13 protein-coding genes, 5 tRNA genes and 1 riboswitch are annotated in these 18,917 nt (G+C 71.7%); of the genes, 6 read left to right on the forward strand and 12 right to left on the reverse strand.

Translation table 11 applies throughout. The annotated features are described in order from the left end of the window. Nucleotides 1-108: 108 nt before the first annotated feature. The 10 genes from J1792_RS05035 to J1792_RS05080 all read right to left on the reverse strand — a co-directional run bounded on the left by J1792_RS05035 (nt 109) and on the right by J1792_RS05080 (nt 11,730). Nucleotides 109-1,419: a peptidoglycan DD-metalloendopeptidase family protein gene (locus J1792_RS05035; protein ID WP_307842903.1), complete on the reverse strand. Its 1,311-nt coding sequence runs from the start codon at nt 1,417-1,419 to the stop codon at nt 109-111. Between the two features lie 10 nt (nt 1,420-1,429). Next, nucleotides 1,430-1,569: riboswitch (cyclic di-AMP (ydaO/yuaA leader) on the reverse strand. Nucleotides 1,570-1,707: 138 nt separating this feature from the next. Further along, the gene (locus J1792_RS05040; protein WP_086571006.1) at nt 1,708-2,907 is read right to left on the reverse strand and encodes a PP2C family protein-serine/threonine phosphatase; all 1,200 of its coding nucleotides are present in this window, start codon (nt 2,905-2,907) and stop codon (nt 1,708-1,710) included. Nucleotides 2,908-3,186: 279 nt separating this feature from the next. Continuing rightward, nucleotides 3,187-4,821, reverse strand: coding sequence for a DEAD/DEAH box helicase (locus tag J1792_RS05045; protein ID WP_207246711.1), 1,635 nt, complete (start codon nt 4,819-4,821; stop codon nt 3,187-3,189). A 135-nt stretch (nt 4,822-4,956) separates the two neighbouring features. Continuing rightward, the gene (locus J1792_RS05050) at nt 4,957-5,160 is read right to left on the reverse strand and encodes a cold-shock protein (protein ID WP_086571010.1); all 204 of its coding nucleotides are present in this window, start codon (nt 5,158-5,160) and stop codon (nt 4,957-4,959) included. Nucleotides 5,161-5,369: 209 nt separating this feature from the next. Beyond that, on the reverse strand, nt 5,370-6,227 hold the full coding sequence (locus J1792_RS05055) for a DUF6227 family protein (RefSeq protein WP_242645440.1): 858 nt from the start codon (nt 6,225-6,227) through the stop codon (nt 5,370-5,372). Between the two features lie 261 nt (nt 6,228-6,488). Continuing rightward, nucleotides 6,489-7,805 carry an MFS transporter gene (locus tag J1792_RS05060; RefSeq protein ID WP_107430960.1) on the reverse strand — a complete coding sequence of 439 codons (1,317 nt, stop codon included), beginning with the start codon at nt 7,803-7,805 and terminating at the stop codon, nt 6,489-6,491. Between the two features lie 272 nt (nt 7,806-8,077). After that, nucleotides 8,078-8,150: transfer RNA gene (locus tag J1792_RS05065), tRNA-Lys, on the reverse strand. 121 nt (nt 8,151-8,271) lie between these two features. Further along, the gene (locus tag J1792_RS05070; RefSeq protein ID WP_086566098.1) at nt 8,272-10,482 is read right to left on the reverse strand and encodes a DEAD/DEAH box helicase; all 2,211 of its coding nucleotides are present in this window, start codon (nt 10,480-10,482) and stop codon (nt 8,272-8,274) included. Between the two features lie 295 nt (nt 10,483-10,777). Continuing rightward, complete coding sequence (locus J1792_RS05075) at nt 10,778-11,203, reverse strand: hypothetical protein (protein ID WP_207246712.1); 426 nt, start codon at nt 11,201-11,203, stop codon at nt 10,778-10,780. Nucleotides 11,204-11,379: 176 nt separating this feature from the next. After that, complete coding sequence (locus tag J1792_RS05080; RefSeq protein WP_086566100.1) at nt 11,380-11,730, reverse strand: metallopeptidase family protein; 351 nt, start codon at nt 11,728-11,730, stop codon at nt 11,380-11,382. A 137-nt stretch (nt 11,731-11,867) separates the two neighbouring features. On the opposite strand from J1792_RS05080, the gene J1792_RS05085 reads away from it, so the two are divergent. From J1792_RS05085 to J1792_RS05110, 6 genes are all read left to right on the forward strand, one after another. After that, nucleotides 11,868-11,940: transfer RNA gene (locus J1792_RS05085), tRNA-Glu, on the forward strand. A gap of 39 nt (nt 11,941-11,979) precedes the next feature. Beyond that, nucleotides 11,980-12,054: transfer RNA gene (locus J1792_RS05090), tRNA-Asp, on the forward strand. Between the two features lie 26 nt (nt 12,055-12,080). Beyond that, nucleotides 12,081-12,157: transfer RNA gene (locus J1792_RS05095), tRNA-Phe, on the forward strand. 207 nt (nt 12,158-12,364) lie between these two features. Beyond that, nucleotides 12,365-16,324, forward strand: coding sequence for an ATP-dependent RNA helicase HrpA (gene hrpA / locus J1792_RS05100; protein ID WP_207246713.1), 3,960 nt, complete (start codon nt 12,365-12,367; stop codon nt 16,322-16,324). 136 nt (nt 16,325-16,460) lie between these two features. Then, a tRNA-Asp gene (locus J1792_RS05105) sits at nt 16,461-16,535 on the forward strand. Between the two features lie 175 nt (nt 16,536-16,710). Then, a complete protein-coding gene (locus J1792_RS05110; RefSeq protein WP_086566102.1) occupies nt 16,711-16,911 on the forward strand; it encodes a DUF6274 family protein in 201 nt (66 codons plus the stop codon). 391 nt (nt 16,912-17,302) lie between these two features. Here J1792_RS05110 and bldC read toward each other — a convergent pair whose 3' ends face one another. Continuing rightward, nucleotides 17,303-17,509 carry a developmental transcriptional regulator BldC gene (gene bldC, locus J1792_RS05115; RefSeq protein WP_003949541.1) on the reverse strand — a complete coding sequence of 69 codons (207 nt, stop codon included), beginning with the start codon at nt 17,507-17,509 and terminating at the stop codon, nt 17,303-17,305. 491 nt (nt 17,510-18,000) lie between these two features. After that, the gene (locus J1792_RS05120) at nt 18,001-18,846 is read right to left on the reverse strand and encodes a DUF8083 family protein (RefSeq protein WP_086566103.1); all 846 of its coding nucleotides are present in this window, start codon (nt 18,844-18,846) and stop codon (nt 18,001-18,003) included. Between the last annotated feature and the right edge of the window lie 71 nt (nt 18,847-18,917).

Consider the following 18,917-nt stretch of genomic DNA (forward strand, 5'->3'; position numbering starts at 1 on the left):
TCGACGGCTGTAACCCAGGTGCCCCGCTACGGTTGCGGACCGCCGCGATCGCGGCGGTCCGCACGGCCGCCTACGGAGCGTCCCCCGGCTTCCCATGACCGCGTCCCCCTACGGCTGCAGGCCCCTGCCCCGCAGCCACGACAGCGGGTCGATGGGCGAACCGCCGCCCGGCCGCACCTCGAGATGCAGATGCGCACCGGTCACATTGCCGGTCGCCCCCACCCGCCCGATGACCGTGCCGGCGCCGACCTTGCCCGACGTCACGACCATCGACGACAGGTGGCAGTACCAGATCTGGGTGCCGTCATCGAGGGTCAGCACGATCCGGTAGCCGTACGGCCCCGCCCAGCCGGCCTGGGTGACCCTGCCGCCGCCGACCGCCTTCACCGGCGTACCGGTCGGAGCGGCGAAGTCCTCGCCGGTGTGGTTGGCGGACCACATGTCGCCGGCCTGGCCGAAGCCGGCGGTGAGGGTGTACGAGCCCAAGGGGAGGACGTACGAGCGGACGGGCGTCGTGCGGGTGGTGCCCCGGGCGGCCCGCCGGGCGCTCTCCTGGCCCCCGGCCGCCGCGCCGACGGCCTCCTGGCCCGCCTCGGCGTGCCCCGAACCGGCCTTCGGCGTCCCGGTCTGCACCGCCTGAGCGGCCTGCGCCGCCTTCTCGGCCTTCCCGGCCTGCTCCGCCTCCTGCGCCTCGTGTGTCTCCTGCGCCTTGTTCGCCTCGTGGGCCTCCGCCTTCTTCGCGGCCACCTTGCGCGTCGACTCGGCCGCCGCCCGCTCCTCGCTCTCGCGCGCCGCGTCGTCCGCGAGGCCCTGCTGGCGCTCGGCCTGCTGGAGGATGCGGGCCCGCAGCACCTCACCCGCGTCGGCGGCGCTGTGCGCGGGCTCCGGCGCGGCCTCGGCGGACTCCCCGGACGTCGAGGCCGTCGAGACCGTCGAAGCCACCGCGGCCGGCGTCACGTGCCGGGCCTGACCGCCCTCGGCCTTCTCGCCATCGGTCATCAGCGTGCCGACGCCCGGGATCTTCTGGGCCAGCTCCGGCACGGATATCGGTGCCGCCGGCCGGTCCTGGGCGCTCGCCATGCCGCCCGCCCCCACCGCCGCGATCATGCCCACGCCCAGCACCGCACCACTGCGGGCCATCGTGCCGCCGCGCTGCTTGACGACCCGGTGTCTGCCGCGGGCCGGGGGCACCAGCGAGTCCTCGGAGGGGTTCCACTCGCTCGCCGGCTCGCCGGCGTCGGCGTCGGCGTAGGACTGCGGACCGGCGTCGTAGCCGCCGTATCCGTCATGGCCGTCGTACGTCTCATAGGCGGCGGACGCGCCGCCGGTCGTGCCGTACGTACCTGGCGTGTCGTACGTGTCGTACGTGCCGTACCCGTCGTGCGAAGTTCCGTCCGGATCAGGCCTGTTGGACGCCACGAGGCGCACTCCTTTCCTTCCGACTCGCCTACCGGGTTAGCTGACGGGTTCGGAGCAGGAAGGTCTCCTACGGGCCGGTTCGACGGCCCGATTCACCCCAAAGGTTGATGGTTCCCCGGTTCCATCCACGGGATTCGGCGAAGGGCGCGGTGCCGCCTCTTGCGGCGGTTGCAACGTCCGCGCTGCGTTATCGAACGTTAATAGACATGGCGGCCGGAAACCAAGCCGAAAGCGTGAATCCGCCCGCCTCTTGGGGTGAGTTCGGGATACGTCGGACGTGACCGTTCGTCAGCCGTTATCCGGCTGGACGCGGATCGTACGCGCCGTGCCCGGGCCGATCGCGTGGGTGACCGTGGCGGGGCGGTGACGGCCGTCGCCGCGCCGGATGGCGAGCAGGGCCATGTCGTCGTCGGTCCGGCCGCCGACGTGCCGGGCGACGTCCGCGACGAGGGTGTCCAGGAGCGAGTCGGGGTTCTTGAACTGCCTGCCGGTCAGGCGTCCCCGCGGGTCGTAGAAGGTGCCGCTCGCGTCCCGCGCCTCGCTCACCCCGTCGGTGAACAGCAGCAGGGTCGCGCCCACGGGGAACTCCCACTCCTCCACCCGGTCCGGCCACTCGCCCAGCTCCCCCATGCCGAGCGGCAGCGCGGGCACGGCGGGGCGGGCCTCGCCGATCATGCCGTCGGGGTAGACGAGGAGCGGCGGCGGATGGCCGCGGTTGACCAGGCGCAGCGCGCCGCCGCCGTGCGGGACCTCGGCGAGCACGGCGGTGGTGAAACCCTCCGTCCGATCGATGTTTGCCCGGCGCGCGCCTTCTCTCTGCAAAGCGCGCTCCAGTCGCGCTGCGAGCCCCTCCAGCGTGCGCTCCTGCTCCGCCGCCTCGCGGAACGCGCCGATCACCACCGCGACCGCCTCCACCGCGCCGAGCCCCTTGCCCCGTACGTCCCCGACGATGACGCGTACGCCGTGCGGCGTGTCCTGCACGGCGTACAGATCGCCCCCGATGCGGGCGTCGGCCTGGGCCGCCACATAGCGGGCGGCGACGCGCAGGCCGGCGATCCGGGCCGGGGGCGCGGGGAGCACGGCACGCTGCGCGGCCTCCGCGATGCCGCGTACGGAGGCCAGCTTCCGGTCGCCGCTGTGGACGATGCGGTTGATGCCGAGGGCGAGGGCGCCGACGGTCAGCACGGTGACCACCTCGGTCACGGATTCGCCGGTCTCGGGCGCCTGATGGCCGATGCTGAGCCCCACCATCGCGGCCAGGGCCGTGAGCCCGACGAGAAGGGTGCCGCGCGGGGACAGCAGGGATGCCGCGATGAGCGGGGCCGACGCGAAGAAGGGGGCCGAGGAGTACTTGGGGGGCGTGAGAACGTCGAAGAGGATGCCGGCGGCGATGACCACGAGCGGCAGCCGGCGCGCCCGGGAGGCCTGGTGCTCCCGCGCGGAGGGCCGGTCCGCTTCGGTGCCTTCCCGCCGCCACCGCTTTCGCACCGTGCGCTCTCCTGCCCGACTCACCGACTCGCCGCTCACCGACACGCCGTACGCGCGGCATGTCGCGCAGTACGTCGCGCAGCACGCGCGCGTACCGAGCGATTCATGCGTTCCGGTCCACCCTCGCGGGTGTCGGGCGCTCCTGCGAGCGGGGTGCGCCGAACGAGGGTGCGACGCAGTGAAGCCGACGAGGGCGCGGCGCCGTGACAGCGCCGCGCCCTCGTCGGCTCAGGTCCGGCCGGCTTCAGGCCGGGTGCCGGGTTTCAAGCACTGCCGGTTTCAGCGGGAGGCGCGACCGCCGCCGGCACCGCCGCCGCTGCGGCGCGAACGGCCGCCGACCGCGTTGCCGGGGCGGGTGCCGGAGCGCCGGGAGCCGCCCTCGGAGTTGCCGCCGCCGAAGCCGCGGAAGCCGCCGCCGGAGGAGGTGGCGGAGGAGGTGCCGGAGCCGCCGCCCTCCGTGCGCGTACGGCCACGGCCGCCACGGCTGCCGCGCGAGCGGGACGGCTTGGAGGAGGCCTGCGGCTGGGCGGCGACCGGCGGCGCGATGACCACCGCGACGCCGCTGGGCTCACGGGCGCCGGTGATGCGGGCGAGCTCCGGGTCGGAGGGGTAGGTCTTGATGACGTTCGGGGTGATCTTCGCCGTGACCATCATGCGGCTCATCTCGCGCCGCTGCTCGGGCAGGACGAAGGTGACGACCGTGCCGGACTCGCCCGCGCGGGCGGTGCGGCCGCCTCGGTGCAGGTAGTCCTTGTGGTCGGTCGGCGGGTCGATGTTCACGACGAGGTCGAGACCGTCGATGTGGATGCCGCGCGCGGCGACGTTCGTCGCGATCAGGGCCGTGACCTGCTCGGTGCGGAACTGGTCGAGCACGCGGTTGCGCTGCGGCTGGCTCTTGCCGCCGTGCAGCGCGGCGGCGCGTACGCCCTCGGACAGCAGCTTCTTCACCAGGCGGTCGGCGCCGCGCTTGGTGTCCACGAACATGATCACGCGGCCGGCGCGGGCGGCGACGCGGGTGACGGAGTCCTTCTTGTCCTGGTCCGTGACGTGGAACAGGTGGTGGTCCATCGTGACGACCGCGCCGACGGAGGCGTCGACGGAGTGCGTGACCGGGTCGGAGAGGAAGCGGCGCACGAGCCGGTCGACGTTGCGGTCCAGCGTCGCGCTGAACAGCATCCGCTGTCCCTGCGGGGCGACCTGGTCGAGCAGCCGGGTGACCTGCGGCAGGAAGCCCATGTCGGCCATCTGGTCGGCCTCGTCGAGGACCGTGATCGCCACGTCGCCGAGCTTGCAGTCACCGCGCTGGATGAGGTCCGCGAGGCGTCCGGGCGTCGCGACCAGCACCTCGGCGCCACGGGCCAGCGTCTGGGCCTGACGGCCGATGGACATGCCGCCGACGACGGTGGCCATCCGGAGGTTGACGGCGGTGGCGTACGGGCTGAGCGAGTCGGTGACCTGCTGGGCCAGCTCGCGGGTGGGGACGAGGACGAGCGCGAGCGGACGGCCCGACTCGGCACGTCGTCCGGCGGTACGGGCGAGCAGCGCGAGGCCGAAGGCCAGGGTCTTGCCGGAGCCGGTGCGGCCGCGGCCGAGGACGTCCCGGCCGGCCAGCGAGTTCGGCAGGGTCGCGGCCTGGATCGGGAAGGGCTCGGTGACGCCTTCGCGGGTCAGGGTGGCGAGCAGGCCGGCGGGCATGTCGAGCTCGGCGAAGGAGTCGACCGGCGGCAGGCCCGGGGTCGTGCTGACCGGCGTCTCGAACTCGCCGCCCTGCGGCTCGACGGTCCGGCCGCGGCCGGAGGACTGGCGTCCGCCACCGTCGCCGCCGCGGCTGCGGGCGGGGCGGGACGTGCGCGGGGAGCGCTCGGAACGGTCGGGGCGCTCGGAACGAGCGGGGCGTGCGGTGGAGCGAGTCATTCGGGGGGACCTTCCCTCAATGGGGTGCCTAACCCCCTGTTCGGACGGACGCGACGATGGGGCCCGCACCCAGTGGTGCGGGCCCCATCAAAAGCGTCGGCGCGCTGCGGCGCGCTACGGCGCTGCGGGTGATCGTCAGATGTTGACGATGTTCTCCGCCTGCAGGCCCTTCTGGCCCTGCGTGACGTCGAAGGACACCTTCTGGCCCTCGAACAGCTCACGGAAGCCGTTGGAGGCGATGTTCGAGTAGTGGGCGAAGACGTCGGGGCCGCCGCCGTCCTGCTCGATGAAGCCGAAGCCCTTTTCCGAGTTGAACCACTTAACGGTGCCGGTCGCCATGTCTGTCTCCTTAGTGATGGGATGGGCCCCAAACCGGAAATAGACCGGCGAAACCAAAAATGCGCCTTCGGCTACATGGCCGAGGCGCACACGAGTTCATGGGTACCACAACTGCAACTCGAACGATCGTAGCACGAGGAAACCGCAGGGATGGCACGTACATGACTATCACGCCACCCCAAGCCCTCGCTCCCCACCCCCGCCCGGCCCTATAACTCGACGCCCTGCGCCCGGGCATGCCGGTCGGCCGCCACCTCCGCCTCCGCCTCGTCGAGATACACCTCACACACGAGCCGGCCGTCCGTCGTCATGTTGTGCTCCAGCTCCCAGAGGCTGACCTCGCCGCCGCCCTCCAGCAGGAACGCGTGCTCGTAGAACCGGCACCAGGTGGTGTCCCGCCCGGCTCCCCGGCGCCTGGGCTTGGTGATCAGCGCGATGTGATGGCCGAGCGCCCCCCGCAGCAGGTCGCGGACCACCTCACCGGGGCCGTCCGTGTTCTCCGCGCGCCGCAGCAGCCTGCGGGCGTGGTCGGGCGAGGCCTCGCAGACGTACTCCCTCCGGGGCCGCGTCGGCCCCATGGCCAGCAGCAGCTCCTCCGCCAGCCAGGCCGGCAGCTCCTCGGCCTCGCTGCCCGGCCCGATGCCCCCGCCGCCGATCCGGTCGTGCACCCGGCGCTCGGCGGCGTCGAGGGCGTCCTCGTCGGCGTACAGCTCGTACAGGAAGCACTCCTGCGGCCCGGTGTCGTGCTCCAGCTCGTACAGCAGCAGGCTGCTGCCGTCCGCCAGCAGGAAGATGTGCCGGTAGGTGTTGCACCGCAGCGGGCGGCTCTCGTCGTTGCGCTGGCGGTACGAGCGCAGCTCGGCCTGGTGCATGAGCGCCGTGCCCAGCCGCTCCAGCACCCGCTCGGCGATCTCGAAGCCGTTCTGGGCCCGTTTCAGCAGCTCCTCGACCTGCTCGGCGGGCGTCGGCTCGGACGCGCCGCCCCGCGGACCGCGTCCGGGGCCGCCCGGCTCACCGCAGCCGCCCCTGCTCTCGCCCTCGCCCCCGCCCGCTCGCGTCTGCGTCATGCCTGCCGACCTCCCGACCTCGCCACACCGAACCCCACCCCGCGCACTTACCGTAGCGGCGCGAACACGGCGCCGGGGCGGGGTTTTCACCAACTGGCGGCAGGCCTTGGGCGGCGGGGTGAACCACCCCGGCCGCCCTCTGACGCCACCCGGACGTCACGCGGACGCCACTCGCAGGCGCGTCCCCGAACTCCCGGCGCAGCGGGGGCCGCAGAGCGTCCGCGTCCGCGAGATCGTGCCGGCGAACACCGCCCGGGTGGCCTAACACGGACTCCGGTCACCCCGGCCGTCCGTACCCGCCCCCGTACCCCCGTCCGTACGCCCGCCGAGCCACCACCCCAGCAGGGCCGCCGCCGACAGCAGCAGGCCCGCGCCGACGAAGGCGGTCGCCGGGGCCGCGTCCACGGCGAACGGCAGCAGCAGGAGACCGGCCGTACCGGCCGTACGGATCGCGGTCTGATCGACCGTGAGCAGCCGCAGCCGCTCGGCCGTGCCGAAGGCCAGGAGGCGGGCGCGCAACGTCACGGCCGTCACGGGGAAGAGCAGCCCGGAGGTCACGCAGAGCGCGATCACCGTCGTCATGGAGCCGGCGACGCCCAGCCCGGCCAGGGCCAGCCCGGACGCCGTCCAGGCGAGGCAGTACGTGGCCAGCCAGGGCCGGCGGGGCGGCAGGTGCCCGGTGAGCAGGTTGCCGCCGAGGCCGCCGGCCGCCGTGGCGGCGAGAGAGAGCCCGTAGCCGGCGGCGCCCTGGCCGAAGCGGGTGACGAGCAGCGGGGGCAGGCCGACGGTGGAGACGGCGGCGGTGAACAGGGCCACGCCGTGCACGGCGATGGCCACGCCCACGCCCTGGTGGGCACGCAGCAGGCCCCAGGCGCGCACGACCGGCGCATGCCCGACACCGGCCGCCCCGCCCGCTCCCGTCGCGCCCTCCTCCGTCACGGGTACCACCGGCACCGGCACCTCCGGCACGGGCATCGCCGTCATGCCGGCCGACGCCATCGCGCTGCGCCGGCCGAGCCAGCCGAGCGCGGCGGCCGACACGGCGAAGGTGAAGCCGTCGATGGCGAAGAGATGGATCTCGGGTACGAGCACGAGCAGCGCCCCGACGCTCCCCTGGCCGACGACCGCCGCGACCCGCGAGGTCAGGTCGAACAGGCAACTCACCTGCTCCACCTGGTCCGGATCCACGAGCTGGGGAATCAACGCGCCGAGATTCGGCTCGAAAACGGCGCTGAGGGAGCCGAGCAGCAGCACCAGGACGAGCATGACCAGGAAGCCGGGGAGGTCCGGCGACCACAGCATCGGGACCGCCACTGCGACCAGCGCGCGGCCGGCGTCGACCCTGGCCAGCGAGTGCCAGCAGGTGAACCGCGCCACCAGTGAACCCGCCGCGCCCAGCACGATGTACGGCAGCGACTCGACGACGCCCACCAGCCCCATCAGCGAGGACGAGCCGGTCGACTCGTAGACCACCCACATCGCGGCCAGTCCGTAGAGCCGGTCGCCCAGGACGGACAACGCCATCGACAGCCACAGCACCCGAACGGGCCTGGAGCGCAGCAGCTGCATATGCCTCATGGCGTGTTACCTCCGGCAATTCCGGTCCGGGGCCCGTCACCCTAGGGCGGCCCGCACCGGCCCATCACCGGCAAACCCTCACGAAAGCGGACCGGAATCCCCCCGCGACCACCCGCGCGGGTGGCGCGGCCGCGCACGACCGCCACCCACCCCCGGCCGTTGTCCCCACGTTCGCCGCCCGTTCCGGCGCAGGCCCTCCCCCGGGCCCGCGAACGCCGCCCGAAACGCCAAAGAGGCCCAGGCCGGAATGGATCCGACCTGGGCCTCCGCGGTAGGCCGTGTGGGACTCGAACCCACAACCAATGGATTAAAAGTCCACTGCTCTGCCAATTGAGCTAACGGCCCGCACACCGCAGCATAGCCCGGCCGACCGCCGGAGCCCGAGTCCTTATGGCGGGTTCCTGAACGGCCGAGGGCCCGTACGGCGACGAACGCGCCGTACGGGCCCTCAGTTCAGCTGTGCGGATCAGCCGTTGCGCTTCCAGCGAGGCTTGTCGTCGCGGCGGAAACCACCGGTCGGGCGGTCGTCGCGACGGAAGCCGCCGGAGGGACGGTCACCGGAGGGACGGTCGCCGCCACCGGAGCGGTAGCCACCGGAGGGGCGGTTGTCGTCACGACGGTCGCGGTTGAACGGACGGTCGCCGCCACCGGAGCGGTAGCCGCCGGACGGGCGGTTGTCGTCACGACGGAAGCCACCGGAGGGACGGTCGTCGCGGCGGAAACCACCGGACGGGCGGTCGTCACGACGGTCGTCGCGGCGGAAGCCGCCACGGTCGCCACCACGGTCGTCGCGGCGGTCGGTGCCACGGTCGTCACGACGGAAGCCACCCGACGGGCGGTCGTCGCGGCGGAAACCACCGGACGGGCGGTCGTCACGACGGAAGCCGCCACGGTCGCCACCGCGGTCGTCACGACGGTCGGTGCCACGGTCGTCACGACGGAAGCCACCCGACGGGCGGTCGTCACGACGGAAACCACCGCGGTCGCCGCCACGGTCGTCACGGCGGAAGCCACCACGGTCGCCACCGCGGTCATCGCGGCGGTCGTCACGACGGTCGTCGCGGCGGAAGCCGCCACGCTCGCTGCTGCCACGGCGCTCGTAGTTGCCCCGCTCGTCGCGGCGCTCGTACGCGGGCGCGGCCTGCTGCGCCGGCACGGACGCGGCGACAGCCGCCTCCTGCTCCTGCGCGGCGGCCTCGGCCTGGGCCTCCTCGGCGGCGGCGGCCACCGCGGCCTCCGGGTCCTCGCCGCGCTCGCGGGCGGCGCGCGCCAGCAGGCGGTCGGCCTCCTCGCGGAGCTCGGTCGCGCGGCGCTGGGCGCGCTCGACCTGGCGGTTGAGGTCGGCGAGCTCGCGCTCGGCCTGCTTGGCGGCGTTGGCCGCGGAGTCGGCCTGGACCTCGGTGAGGGAGCGAGCGCCGGTGATCTTGGCGACGTCCTCGTCGAAGGCGCCGGCACCGCCGACGATGTGGCGCGAGGCGTCGACGCCCGCGTCCTCCATCAGACGGAAGATCTGCTTGCGCTGGTGCGGCAGGGCCAGGGAGACGACCGTGCCGGACTGGCCGGCGCGGGCCGTACGGCCGGAGCGGTGCAGGTAGTCCTTGTGGTCGCCGGCGGGGTCGACGTTGAGGACCAGGTCGATGCCGTCGACGTGGATGCCGCGGGCGGCGACGTCGGTGGCGACCAGGCAGTTCACATAGCCGGCCTTGAAGTCCTCAAGGACGCGGGTACGGGCGCCCTGGGTCATGCCGCCGTGCAGCGCGTCCGCGCGGACACCGGAGTCGAGCAGCTGCTCGGCAACGCGGTCGGCGCCCATCTGGGTGCGGACGAAGATGATCGTGCGGCCCTTGCGGGCGGCGATGGCGGCCGTGACCGGGGCCTTGTCCTTCGGCTTCACGACGAGGACGTGGTGGGTCATGGTCGTGACCGCACCCTGCGCCGCGTCGACCTCGTGCGTGACCGGGCTGACCAGGTAGCGCTTGACGAGGGTGTCGATCTCGTTCTCCAGCGTCGCGGAGAACAGCAGGCGCTGGCCGCCGGCCGGAACCTGGTCGAGGATCTCGGTGACCTCGGGCAGGAAGCCCATGTCGGCCATCTGGTCGGCCTCGTCGAGGACGGTGACCTGGACCTTGTCGAGGGTGGCGGCACCGCGGTTGAGGATGTCGCGCAGACGGCCCGGGGTGGCGACGAGGATGTCGACGCCGCGCTCGAGGGCGTAGATCTGGTTGCCCATGGACGTACCGCCGCAGACGACCTTCATCTTCAGGCCGAGCACGTCACCGTACGGCTGAAGGGCGTCGGCGACCTGCATCGCCAGCTCGCGGGTCGGGGTGAGGATCAGGCCGCGGGGGCGCTTCTTCTCGGTGTGACCGCCGGCCAGCGTGGACAGCAGCGGCAGACCGAAGGAGAGCGTCTTGCCGGAGCCGGTGCGGCCACGGCCGAGGATGTCCTTGCCGGCCAGGGCGTCCGGGATGGTCGCGGCCTGGATCGGGAAGGGGGTGGTCACGCCGTTCTGGGCGAGCTTGCGGACGATGGCGTCGTCCAGGCCCAGGTCGCCGAAGGTGATCTGCGGCTCGGCGGCCTCGGCGGCCTCGGCGGCGGCCTCGACGACCTCCGCGGCGGCCTCGACGATCATCTCGTCGGCCTCGGGCATGGTGGTGGTGTCAGTGGAAATGGACATGCGAAATGCGAAACCTTCCGGAGTTTCGGCACGCGCCCAAGCTCCGTGTCGGCTTCACAAATGACCGCCTCGATGCGGTCAGCCACGGCAAGGTAAGGAACGCGCCACACGGCGCGCTTCTGTGAGGCGCCGGGCAAATGGGATCAAACGATCTACCACCATACGCACCCAAGGCCGTGCTGCGCAAGCCGCCGTCCGATGGCCTGCGCCACACCGTCCCCGACGGCGGCCGCCCGACAGGGTACGAGGCCGCTGACCGTACGCGCCGAGACGCCGCTGTCCGTGACGCCCCGCCCTACGACGGCCCGGCCTGCGGCCCCGGCTGCGGGGCCGGCGGGGAGGACGACGGCGGCTGGGACGGCGGCGAGGGCGGCGCCTGGGTGCTCGGGGGCTGCGTGGGCGGCTGCGGCGGGGCCGACGGCTTGCCCGGCGGCTGCGAGGTGCCCTGACCGGGGCCGGACGGGGGCTTCTGCGGCCCCGGCTTGCCCGGCCGCTCGGCGGGCGGCGACGACCCCGGGGCGGTCGACGGCGCCGCCGAGGCGGAACCCGAGCGCCCGCCCTTGGCCGCCGGGCTTCCGCTCGCCCCGTTCCTGCCCGCCTTCGCGTCCGCACGGCCCGCCCGGCCGCCCGGGAGCTGGATCCCGCCGTCCGGCTGCGCCCCGGTCTCGCGCTGCTTGCCCGTCCCGCCGGGCGCGTGGTGCCCGGGGTCGCTCACGCTCATGCACCCACCCAGGGCCAGTGTGGCCACAGCCACGGCCGCGAGACGGGTGAGCGCTGACGCGGGCGCCGACGATGCGCGCATGGAAGAGACCGCCTTCGGGTGCAGGGGACAGACTTCCTGCCCAACTGGCCCCGCCCCGCCCAGGACACGCCGGGCGGTCGGCCGTCAGCCATCGATCATCCGTAGCCCAGCGCGTGCAGCCTCGCGTCGTCGATCCCGAAGTGGTGGGCGACCTCGTGAACGACCGTCACCTCCACCTCGGCCACCGCCTCGTCGCGGTTCTCGCACATCCGCAGCGTCGGCCCCCGGTAGATCGTGATCCGGTCGGGCAGCACTCCGGCGTACCACTCGCCGCGCTCGGTCAGCGGCGTGCCCTCGTACAGCCCGAGCAGGTCCGGCGCGTCCGCCGGCGGCTCGTCCTCGACGAACACGGCGACGTTGTCCATCAGCCGTGTCAGCTCCGGCGGGATCCGGTCCAGGCCCTCGGCGACCAGTTCCTCGAACTCCTCGCGCGTCATCTCCAGCACCCCGCCATTGTCCGGCACGAACGCCCATCAGGACGGTCCGGCGGAGCGCCTCGGCAAACCGTTTTGGCGATCGGTCCTCCCATCCCATATGCTTCTCACGTCCCCGAGGCGCTGCGAAGCGCCCAGGTGGGCCATCAGCCCTCATCGTCTAGTGGCCCAGGACGCCGCCCTTTCAAGGCGGTAGCACGGGTTCGAATCCCGTTGGGGGCACGCTGTACCGTGTGCGAGACTAGTGCTCGCACATAGCATGGTCCTGTGGAGCAGTTTGGAGTGCTCGCCACCCTGTCAAGGTGGAGGCCGCGGGTTCAAATCCCGTCAGGACCGCTGTGATCGTCTTCGGACGGTCACGTGGCTGGGTAGCTCAGTTGGTACGAGCGTCCGCCTGAAAAGCGGAAGGTCGCCGGTTCGACCCCGGCCCCAGCCACCATGAGACCCCCATCTCCGGATGGGGGTCTCGGTGTTTTCCGGGCACGACACGCCCCGATCACCGCTCGCCACCCCGGCAAGGTGGAGGCCGCGCCCGCGACCCCGGCCCCGCCCCGATGAGCTCCGCCGCCGGATGGGGGTCTCCGTGCTTTCCCCCCGCTAAATGCGTTCGCCGCTTCGCGGCGCGTGGTGCGATCCTGGGGTTCGTATGTCTACGCAGCCTGCCCCCGCCACCTTCGACGGCCTCGCCGCCCGCCTCCCCGAGCTGATGCTGCGCGACGCGCAGCGACTGGGGCGGCGGCTGGACGGGGCACGCCGTATCCGTAAGCCCGAGGCCCGTGCGGCCGTCCTGGCCGAGATCGCGGCGGAGGCCGACACGGCCGAGCTGCGGGTCCTGGGCCGCCGCGCCGCCGTCCCCGAGATCAGTTATCCCGAGCAGCTTCCGGTCAGCCAGAAGAAGGACGTCATCCTCGAGGCGATACGCGACCACCAGGTCGTGATCGTCGCGGGTGAGACCGGCTCCGGAAAGACCACCCAGATCCCCAAGATCTGTCTGGAGCTCGGCCGCGGCATCAAGGGCCTGATCGGCCACACCCAGCCCCGCCGGATCGCCGCCCGCACGGTCGCGGAGCGCGTCGCCGAGGAGATGCGCACGCCGCTGGGCGAGGCGGTCGGCTGGAAGGTCCGTTTCACCGACCAGGTCGGCGGCGAGACCATGGTCAAGCTGATGACCGACGGCATCCTGCTCGCGGAGATCCAGACGGACCGCGAGCTGCGCCAGTACGACACGATCATCATCGACGAGGCGCACGAGCGCAGCCTCAACATCGACTTCCTGCTCGGCTACCTGGCCCAGCTGCTGCCCCGCCGGCCCGACCTCAAGGTCGTCATCACCTCGGCGACCATCGACCCCGAGCGCTTCTCCCGCCACTTCGGCGACGCTCCCATCGTCGAGGTCTCGGGCCGTACGTATCCGGTGGAGGTCCGCTACCGCCCGCTGCTGGAGGAGGACTCCGGCGACGCCGACCGCGACCAGATCACCGCGATCTGCGACGCCGTCGACGAGCTGCAGAAGGAGGGGCCGGGCGACATCCTGGTCTTCCTGTCCGGCGAGCGGGAGATCCGCGACACGGCCGACGCGCTCGAGAAGAAGTTTCTCCGCGCCGGAGGCGCCATCGGACAGAGCACGGAGATCCTTCCGCTCTACGCGCGTCTGTCGCACGCCGAGCAGCACCGCGTGTTCCAGCGGCACACCGGCCGCCGCGTCGTCCTCGCCACCAACGTGGCCGAGACGTCGCTGACGGTCCCCGGCATCAAGTACGTCATCGACCCCGGCTTCGCCCGTATCTCGCGCTACAGCCACCGCACCAAGGTGCAGCGGCTGCCGATCGAGCCGGTCTCGCAGGCGAGCGCCAACCAGCGCAAGGGCCGCTGCGGCCGGACGAGCGACGGCGTCTGCATCCGGCTGTACTCCGAGGACGACTTCCTCTCCCGTCCGGAGTTCACGGACGCGGAGATCCTGCGGACGAACCTGGCCTCCGTCATCCTGCAGATGACCGCGGCCGGCCTCGGCGACATCGAGAAGTTCCCCTTCATCGACCCGCCGGACCGGCGCAACATCAAGGACGGTGTCGATCTGCTGCAGGAGCTCGGGGCGATCGACCCGCAGCAGAAGGATCCGAAGAAGAGACTCACCCAGCTGGGCCGCAAGCTCTCCCAGCTGCCCGTCGACCCCCGGCTGGCCCGGATGGTGCTGGAGGCCGACCGCAACGGCTGCGCCCGCGAGGTCATGGTCATCGCCGCCGCCCTGTCCATCCAGGACCCGCGCGAGCGGCCGTCGGAGAAGCAGGCGCAGGCCGATCAGCAGCACGCCCGGTTCAAGGACGAGACGAGCGACTTCCTCGCCTTCCTCAACCTCTGGCGGTATGTGCGCGAGCAGCAGAAGACGCTGTCGTCGTCCGCCTTCCGCCGCATGTGCAAGTCGGAGTACCTGAACTACCTGCGCATACGCGAGTGGCAGGACATCTACTACCAGCTGCGTACGGTCGCCAGGACGATGGACATCCACCTCGCCGAGGAGGACGCGGCGCCGGAGCGCGTGCACCAGTCGCTGCTGGCGGGTCTGCTGTCGCACATCGGCCTGAAGGACACCGAGAAGAACAACGAGTACGTCGGTGCCCGCAGCGCGAAGTTCGCGGTCTTCCCCGGTTCGGCGCTGTTCAAGAAGCCGCCGCGCTGGGTGATGTCGGCGGAGCTGGTGGAGACCTCCCGGCTCTGGGCCCGGGTGAACGCGAAGATCGAGCCGGAGTGGGTCGAGCCGCTCGCCCAGCACCTGGTGAAGCGCACGTACAGCGAGCCGCACTGGGAGCAGAAGCAGGCCGCGGTGATGGCGTACGAGCGGGTGACGCTCTACGGCGTGCCGATCGTGGCGCAGCGGAAGGTCAACTACGGCAGGATCGATCCGGAGACCAGCCGGGAGCTGTTCATCCGCAACGCCCTGGTCGAGGGCGACTGGCGGACGCATCATCAGTTCTTCCACGACAACCGCAAACTCCTCGGCGAGGTCGAGGAGCTGGAGCACCGTGCCCGCCGACGCGACATCCTGGTGGACGACGAAACGCTGTTCGACTTCTACGACCAGCGGCTGCCCGAACATGTCGTGTCCGGGGCGCATTTCGACTCGTGGTGGAAGCACAAGCGGTGCGACGAGCCCGAGTTGCTCAATTTCGAGCACTCGATGCTCATCAACGAGAACGCCGAGGCGGTCACCAAGGACGACTATCCGGACTCCTGGCGCCAGGGCCGGCTGAAGTTCAGGGTGACGTACCAGTTCGAGCCGGGCGCGGACGCGGACGGCGTGACCGTCCACATCCCGCTGCAGGTACTCAACCAGGTCTCGGCCGAGGGCTTCGACTGGCAGATCCCGGGGCTGCGCGAGGACCTGGTGACGGAGCTGATCCGCTCGCTGCCCAAGCCGATCCGCCGCAACTGCGTCCCGGCGCCGAACTTCGCCCAGCGGTTCCTGGACGGCACCGTTCCGCTGCAGGAGCCGCTGCCGACGGCGCTGGCCCGCGGGCTGCACCGGATGACGGGCGTGCGGATGGAGGCGGAGGACTTCGACCTCGCGAAGGTCCCGGACCACCTGAAGATCACTTTTCGGGTGATCGACGAGCGCAAGCGCAAGATCGCGGAGGACAAGGACCTGGAGGCGCTGCGGCTGAAACTCAAGCCGAAGACGCAGGCCGCGATCACCAAGGCCTTCGAGAAGGCCGCGGAGTCCTCCGGCGGCGGCCTCGAGCAGCGCTCGGGCCTGACCCGGTGGACGATCGGCGCGCTGCCGCGCACCTTCGAGACCCGCCGCGCCGGCCAGCCGGTCAAGGCGTACCCCGCGCTCGTCGACGAGGGCGCGTCGGTGGCCGTACGGCTCTTCGACACCGAGCCGGAGCAGCGCGAGGCCATGTGGGGCGGCACCCGCCGTCTCATCCTGCTCAACCTGCCCTCGAACCCCGCGAAATTCGCCCAGGACAAGCTCGGCAACCAGCAGAAGCTCGCCCTGTCGCGGAATCCGCACGGCTCGATCCAGGCCCTCTTCGACGACTGCGTCTCCGGCGCGGCCGACCGGCTGATGGCGGCCCACGGCGGCCCCGCTTGGGACGAGGAGTCCTTCCGCAAGCTCTTCGACGCCGTGCGCGCCGACATCGTGGACGCGACGCTGGACACGATCCGCAAGGTCCAGGAGGTGCTGGCCGCCTGGCAGGCCTGTGAGCGCCGCCTGAAGGCCACCGCCAGCCCGGTGCTGCTGCCGTCCCTCACGGACGTCAGGGAGCAGCTGGCGGATCTGATCCGCCCCGGCTTCGTGACCGCCCACGGCGTCCGCCGGCTGCCGGACCTGCTGCGCTATCTGGTGGCCGCCGACCGGCGGCTGACGCAGCTGCCGTCCAACGCCGAGCGGGACCGCGTCCGGATGGCGAAGGTGACGGAGATGCGGGACGAGTACGCGTGGCTGCTGGAGCAGTTCCCCAAGGGGCGGCCGGTGCCCCAGGAGGCCCGCGAGATCCGCTGGATGATCGAGGAGCTGCGGGTGAGCTACTTCGCCCACGCCCTCGGCACCGCCCATCCCGTCTCGGACAAGCGGATCGTCAAGGCGATCGACCAGCTGGCGCCCTGAGCGCGCGGGCTGCCGGCGCCGCCGAGCGCGGCGTCGGCGGCGTGTGCCCCACGCCTCACCGAGGGAGTTCGACCGCACCCCCTGACCTGCTGTAGAGTCTTGTTTCGCAGCCCCGGGGAACCGGGAAAGCAAGCAAGGTCCTGTGGAGCAGTTTGGAGTGCTCGCCACCCTGTCAAGGTGGAGGCCGCGGGTTCAAATCCCGTCAGGACCGCATCAGAGCAAGGCCCGCGCCATAGACTTGGCGCGGGCCTTGCTGCTGTTCGGAGCCCTTTGAGGGCGCGTCGGCGGAAGGCCCGAATCCACTCCCCTGGTTCCGGGCTTCGTGCGTTCGACCTTGACTGGGACACGTGCCAGGGGTACCCAGTCAGTGGGAGGTGCTGCGCCCCATGACGACGACCCGGCCCGACAAGCGGACGGAGAGCATCCGGCATGAGACCCGTGCGCTGCTGCGCGCCCACCTCTCCGCCGCCGCCGGCTACCGCCACCTGACGAGGCACTGCCCGGTCTGCCACCGGCTGCTGCGGCTGGCCCAGGAGGCCGCGGGCGAGACACAGGAGCCCTGGGACCCGGATGCCGAGGCCCGGTGACCCGTGCGGCACGGACGCTCAAGTCCTTTACCCCACAAGGGTGGTGGGCGACAAGCATGCCGCACTGTGACGGGAGTCACCGAAAGAGTTACGGAAGGGGGGGAGCTTAACCCCTCCCTACACCCGGTCAATTTAATATGTGCAATTGCACCTACCCCGGGGCCGTCCGGACAGTCCTTCCGGATCGGGCCCCCGACGCGGCGGACGGCCGGCGTCAGGGCATAAAAAAGATCGCGCTGGACCCGGCGGAGTCCAGCGCGATCGACGACTCACCCAAGTCGGTGGGCACGATGCCTGTTGGGGCAGGCACCGGGTCGCTTGTTGCGCAGGTGGAGCTTCAGTGGGCGGCTGCCGGGTTGGGGGCCCCGGAAATCACCCGTTCTTCAGTTGTTCAGGCCTCGCTGCGCTGCTGCGGGATGCCCGCCAGCAGGGCGCGGACCTCCGCTTCGCGGTAGCGCCGGTGTCCTCCGAGCGTGCGGATGGACGTGAGCTTGCCAGCCTTGGCCCAGCGGGTGACCGTCTTCGGGTCCACGCGGAACATCGTGGCAACCTCAGCCGGGGTCAGCAGCGGCTCGGCATCAGGGGTGCGAGCGGTCATGAGCGGCCTCCTCGGGAGAACCGAACCATCACGTCGGTTCTTTCCTCTAAATTCTGCACCTTGACCCGCGTTGCCCGAAATGGCGGACGCGGGCCGAGTCGGTTATAGGACGAACGGCTTGTCCTCGGCACTACAACTACACCATCTGTCCAGCCACGTCGGCCAAACCGATGGAATTGCCCTCTCAGGTGTTCAACCTCGACGGAAGCCGATGGACCATGCCATAGCGGACAGTCACGCCACCGTGACGATCAGTCACAGCGGGATCAATCAGATCAGGGGTCACCAGACCCGCCAAGGAGTGCAATACCGATCTATCCGCCCTTACTTGGGCGGAAGGAGCCCTTCCCGGACTCCTTGTCCTATTTTGCCACGAGGATGGGCGATGGGCGCAAGACCTGAAGTAAGTGCTATAGGTCACGGTTGTGGCAATGGCCCGGATCGGGACCTAGGTCCCGCCCCCAGCGCCGACCGTCCCGCCGTGCCCCGGATCAGTTCGCGAACTGGCGGTCGCGCACGGCCCGCCAACGTTCCGTCAGCCGTTCGTACGCGGCACCGGCCCGCGCTCCGTCACCCGCCCGCAGCGCGGCCAGACCCTCCGCCGTGTCGGCAGCGGAATGGTCCTCTTCCAGTTGCGCCTCGGGAACCATATGCACAAGTCCGCCGTAGTCCAGCTCCACCAGGGACCTCGGATGGAACTCTTCCAGCCACCGCCCCACGTCCACGAGGCCGTCGATCAGCGGCCCCTCCTCGATCGCGTCCCGGAGCGTCCGCAGCCCCCGGGCCACCCGCCGCCGGGCCTGCACCATGGGCGTGCGGTAGCGCAGCATCAGCCCCTCGCCGCCCGGCTCCCCCTTGCCGTACTCGCGCTCCTCGTCCGAGAAGAGCACGAACCAGCGCAGCGGCACCTGCCAGGTGGCCGTCCTGATCCACGGGCGGGCGTCGGGATTGCGCTCGAGCCAGCGCTCGTAGTCCGCCTCCGCCTGCCGGCGCACGACGGGCGGCAGCACCGCGTCCAGGACGGGCGCCGGAAACCGCTCGGCGAGCCCCTCCAGCGCCAGCCAGCCGCGCAGCCGGGTCCGCCAGGGACAGACGCACACCACGCCGTCCACGACCGCGACGAACGCGTCCCCGCTCTCGTGCACCGGAACGGGCACCGGCGGGGTGGGCAGCAAGTCGGCGAGCGACCGGCGCAGTTCGTCCTGGACGCCGGGGAAGCTCTCGCGGCGCGCGTAGCGGGCCCAGTGGGCCCGTTCGGGCTCGGGGAAGGCGGCCAGGGGCTCGTAGACCCGCAGATATGCCGCGTACGGGACGGTCACCGACGACGCCAGGCCCACGCTCGCTCCCTCAAGCCGTAGGACACCCCCAGGGAGTTGCGGGCGCCCCTCCCCATACTGTCCAAATCGTC

Origin of the sequence: Streptomyces triculaminicus (genome assembly GCF_017349075.1) — a bacterium.
GTDB lineage: Bacteria > Actinomycetota > Actinomycetes > Streptomycetales > Streptomycetaceae > Streptomyces > Streptomyces triculaminicus.

Excerpts from the sequence above, each read along its gene's own strand:
- J1792_RS05060 (WP_107430960.1), bottom strand. The coding sequence starts at position 7,805 with ATGAGGCATATGCAGCTGCTGCGCTCCAGGCCCGTTCGGGTGCTGTGG.
- bldC (WP_003949541.1), bottom strand. The coding sequence starts at position 17,509 with ATGACCGCTCGCACCCCTGATGCCGAGCCGCTGCTGACCCCGGCTGAG.
- J1792_RS05045 (WP_207246711.1), bottom strand. The coding sequence starts at position 4,821 with ATGACTCGCTCCACCGCACGCCCCGCTCGTTCCGAGCGCCCCGACCGT.
- J1792_RS05075 (WP_207246712.1), bottom strand. The coding sequence starts at position 11,203 with ATGAGCGTGAGCGACCCCGGGCACCACGCGCCCGGCGGGACGGGCAAG.
- J1792_RS05070 (WP_086566098.1), bottom strand. The coding sequence starts at position 10,482 with ATGTCCATTTCCACTGACACCACCACCATGCCCGAGGCCGACGAGATG.
- J1792_RS05050 (WP_086571010.1), bottom strand. The coding sequence starts at position 5,160 with ATGGCGACCGGCACCGTTAAGTGGTTCAACTCGGAAAAGGGCTTCGGC.
- hrpA (WP_207246713.1), top strand. The coding sequence starts at position 12,365 with ATGTCTACGCAGCCTGCCCCCGCCACCTTCGACGGCCTCGCCGCCCGC.
- J1792_RS05110 (WP_086566102.1), top strand. The coding sequence starts at position 16,711 with ATGACGACGACCCGGCCCGACAAGCGGACGGAGAGCATCCGGCATGAG.
- J1792_RS05055 (WP_242645440.1), bottom strand. The coding sequence starts at position 6,227 with ATGACGCAGACGCGAGCGGGCGGGGGCGAGGGCGAGAGCAGGGGCGGC.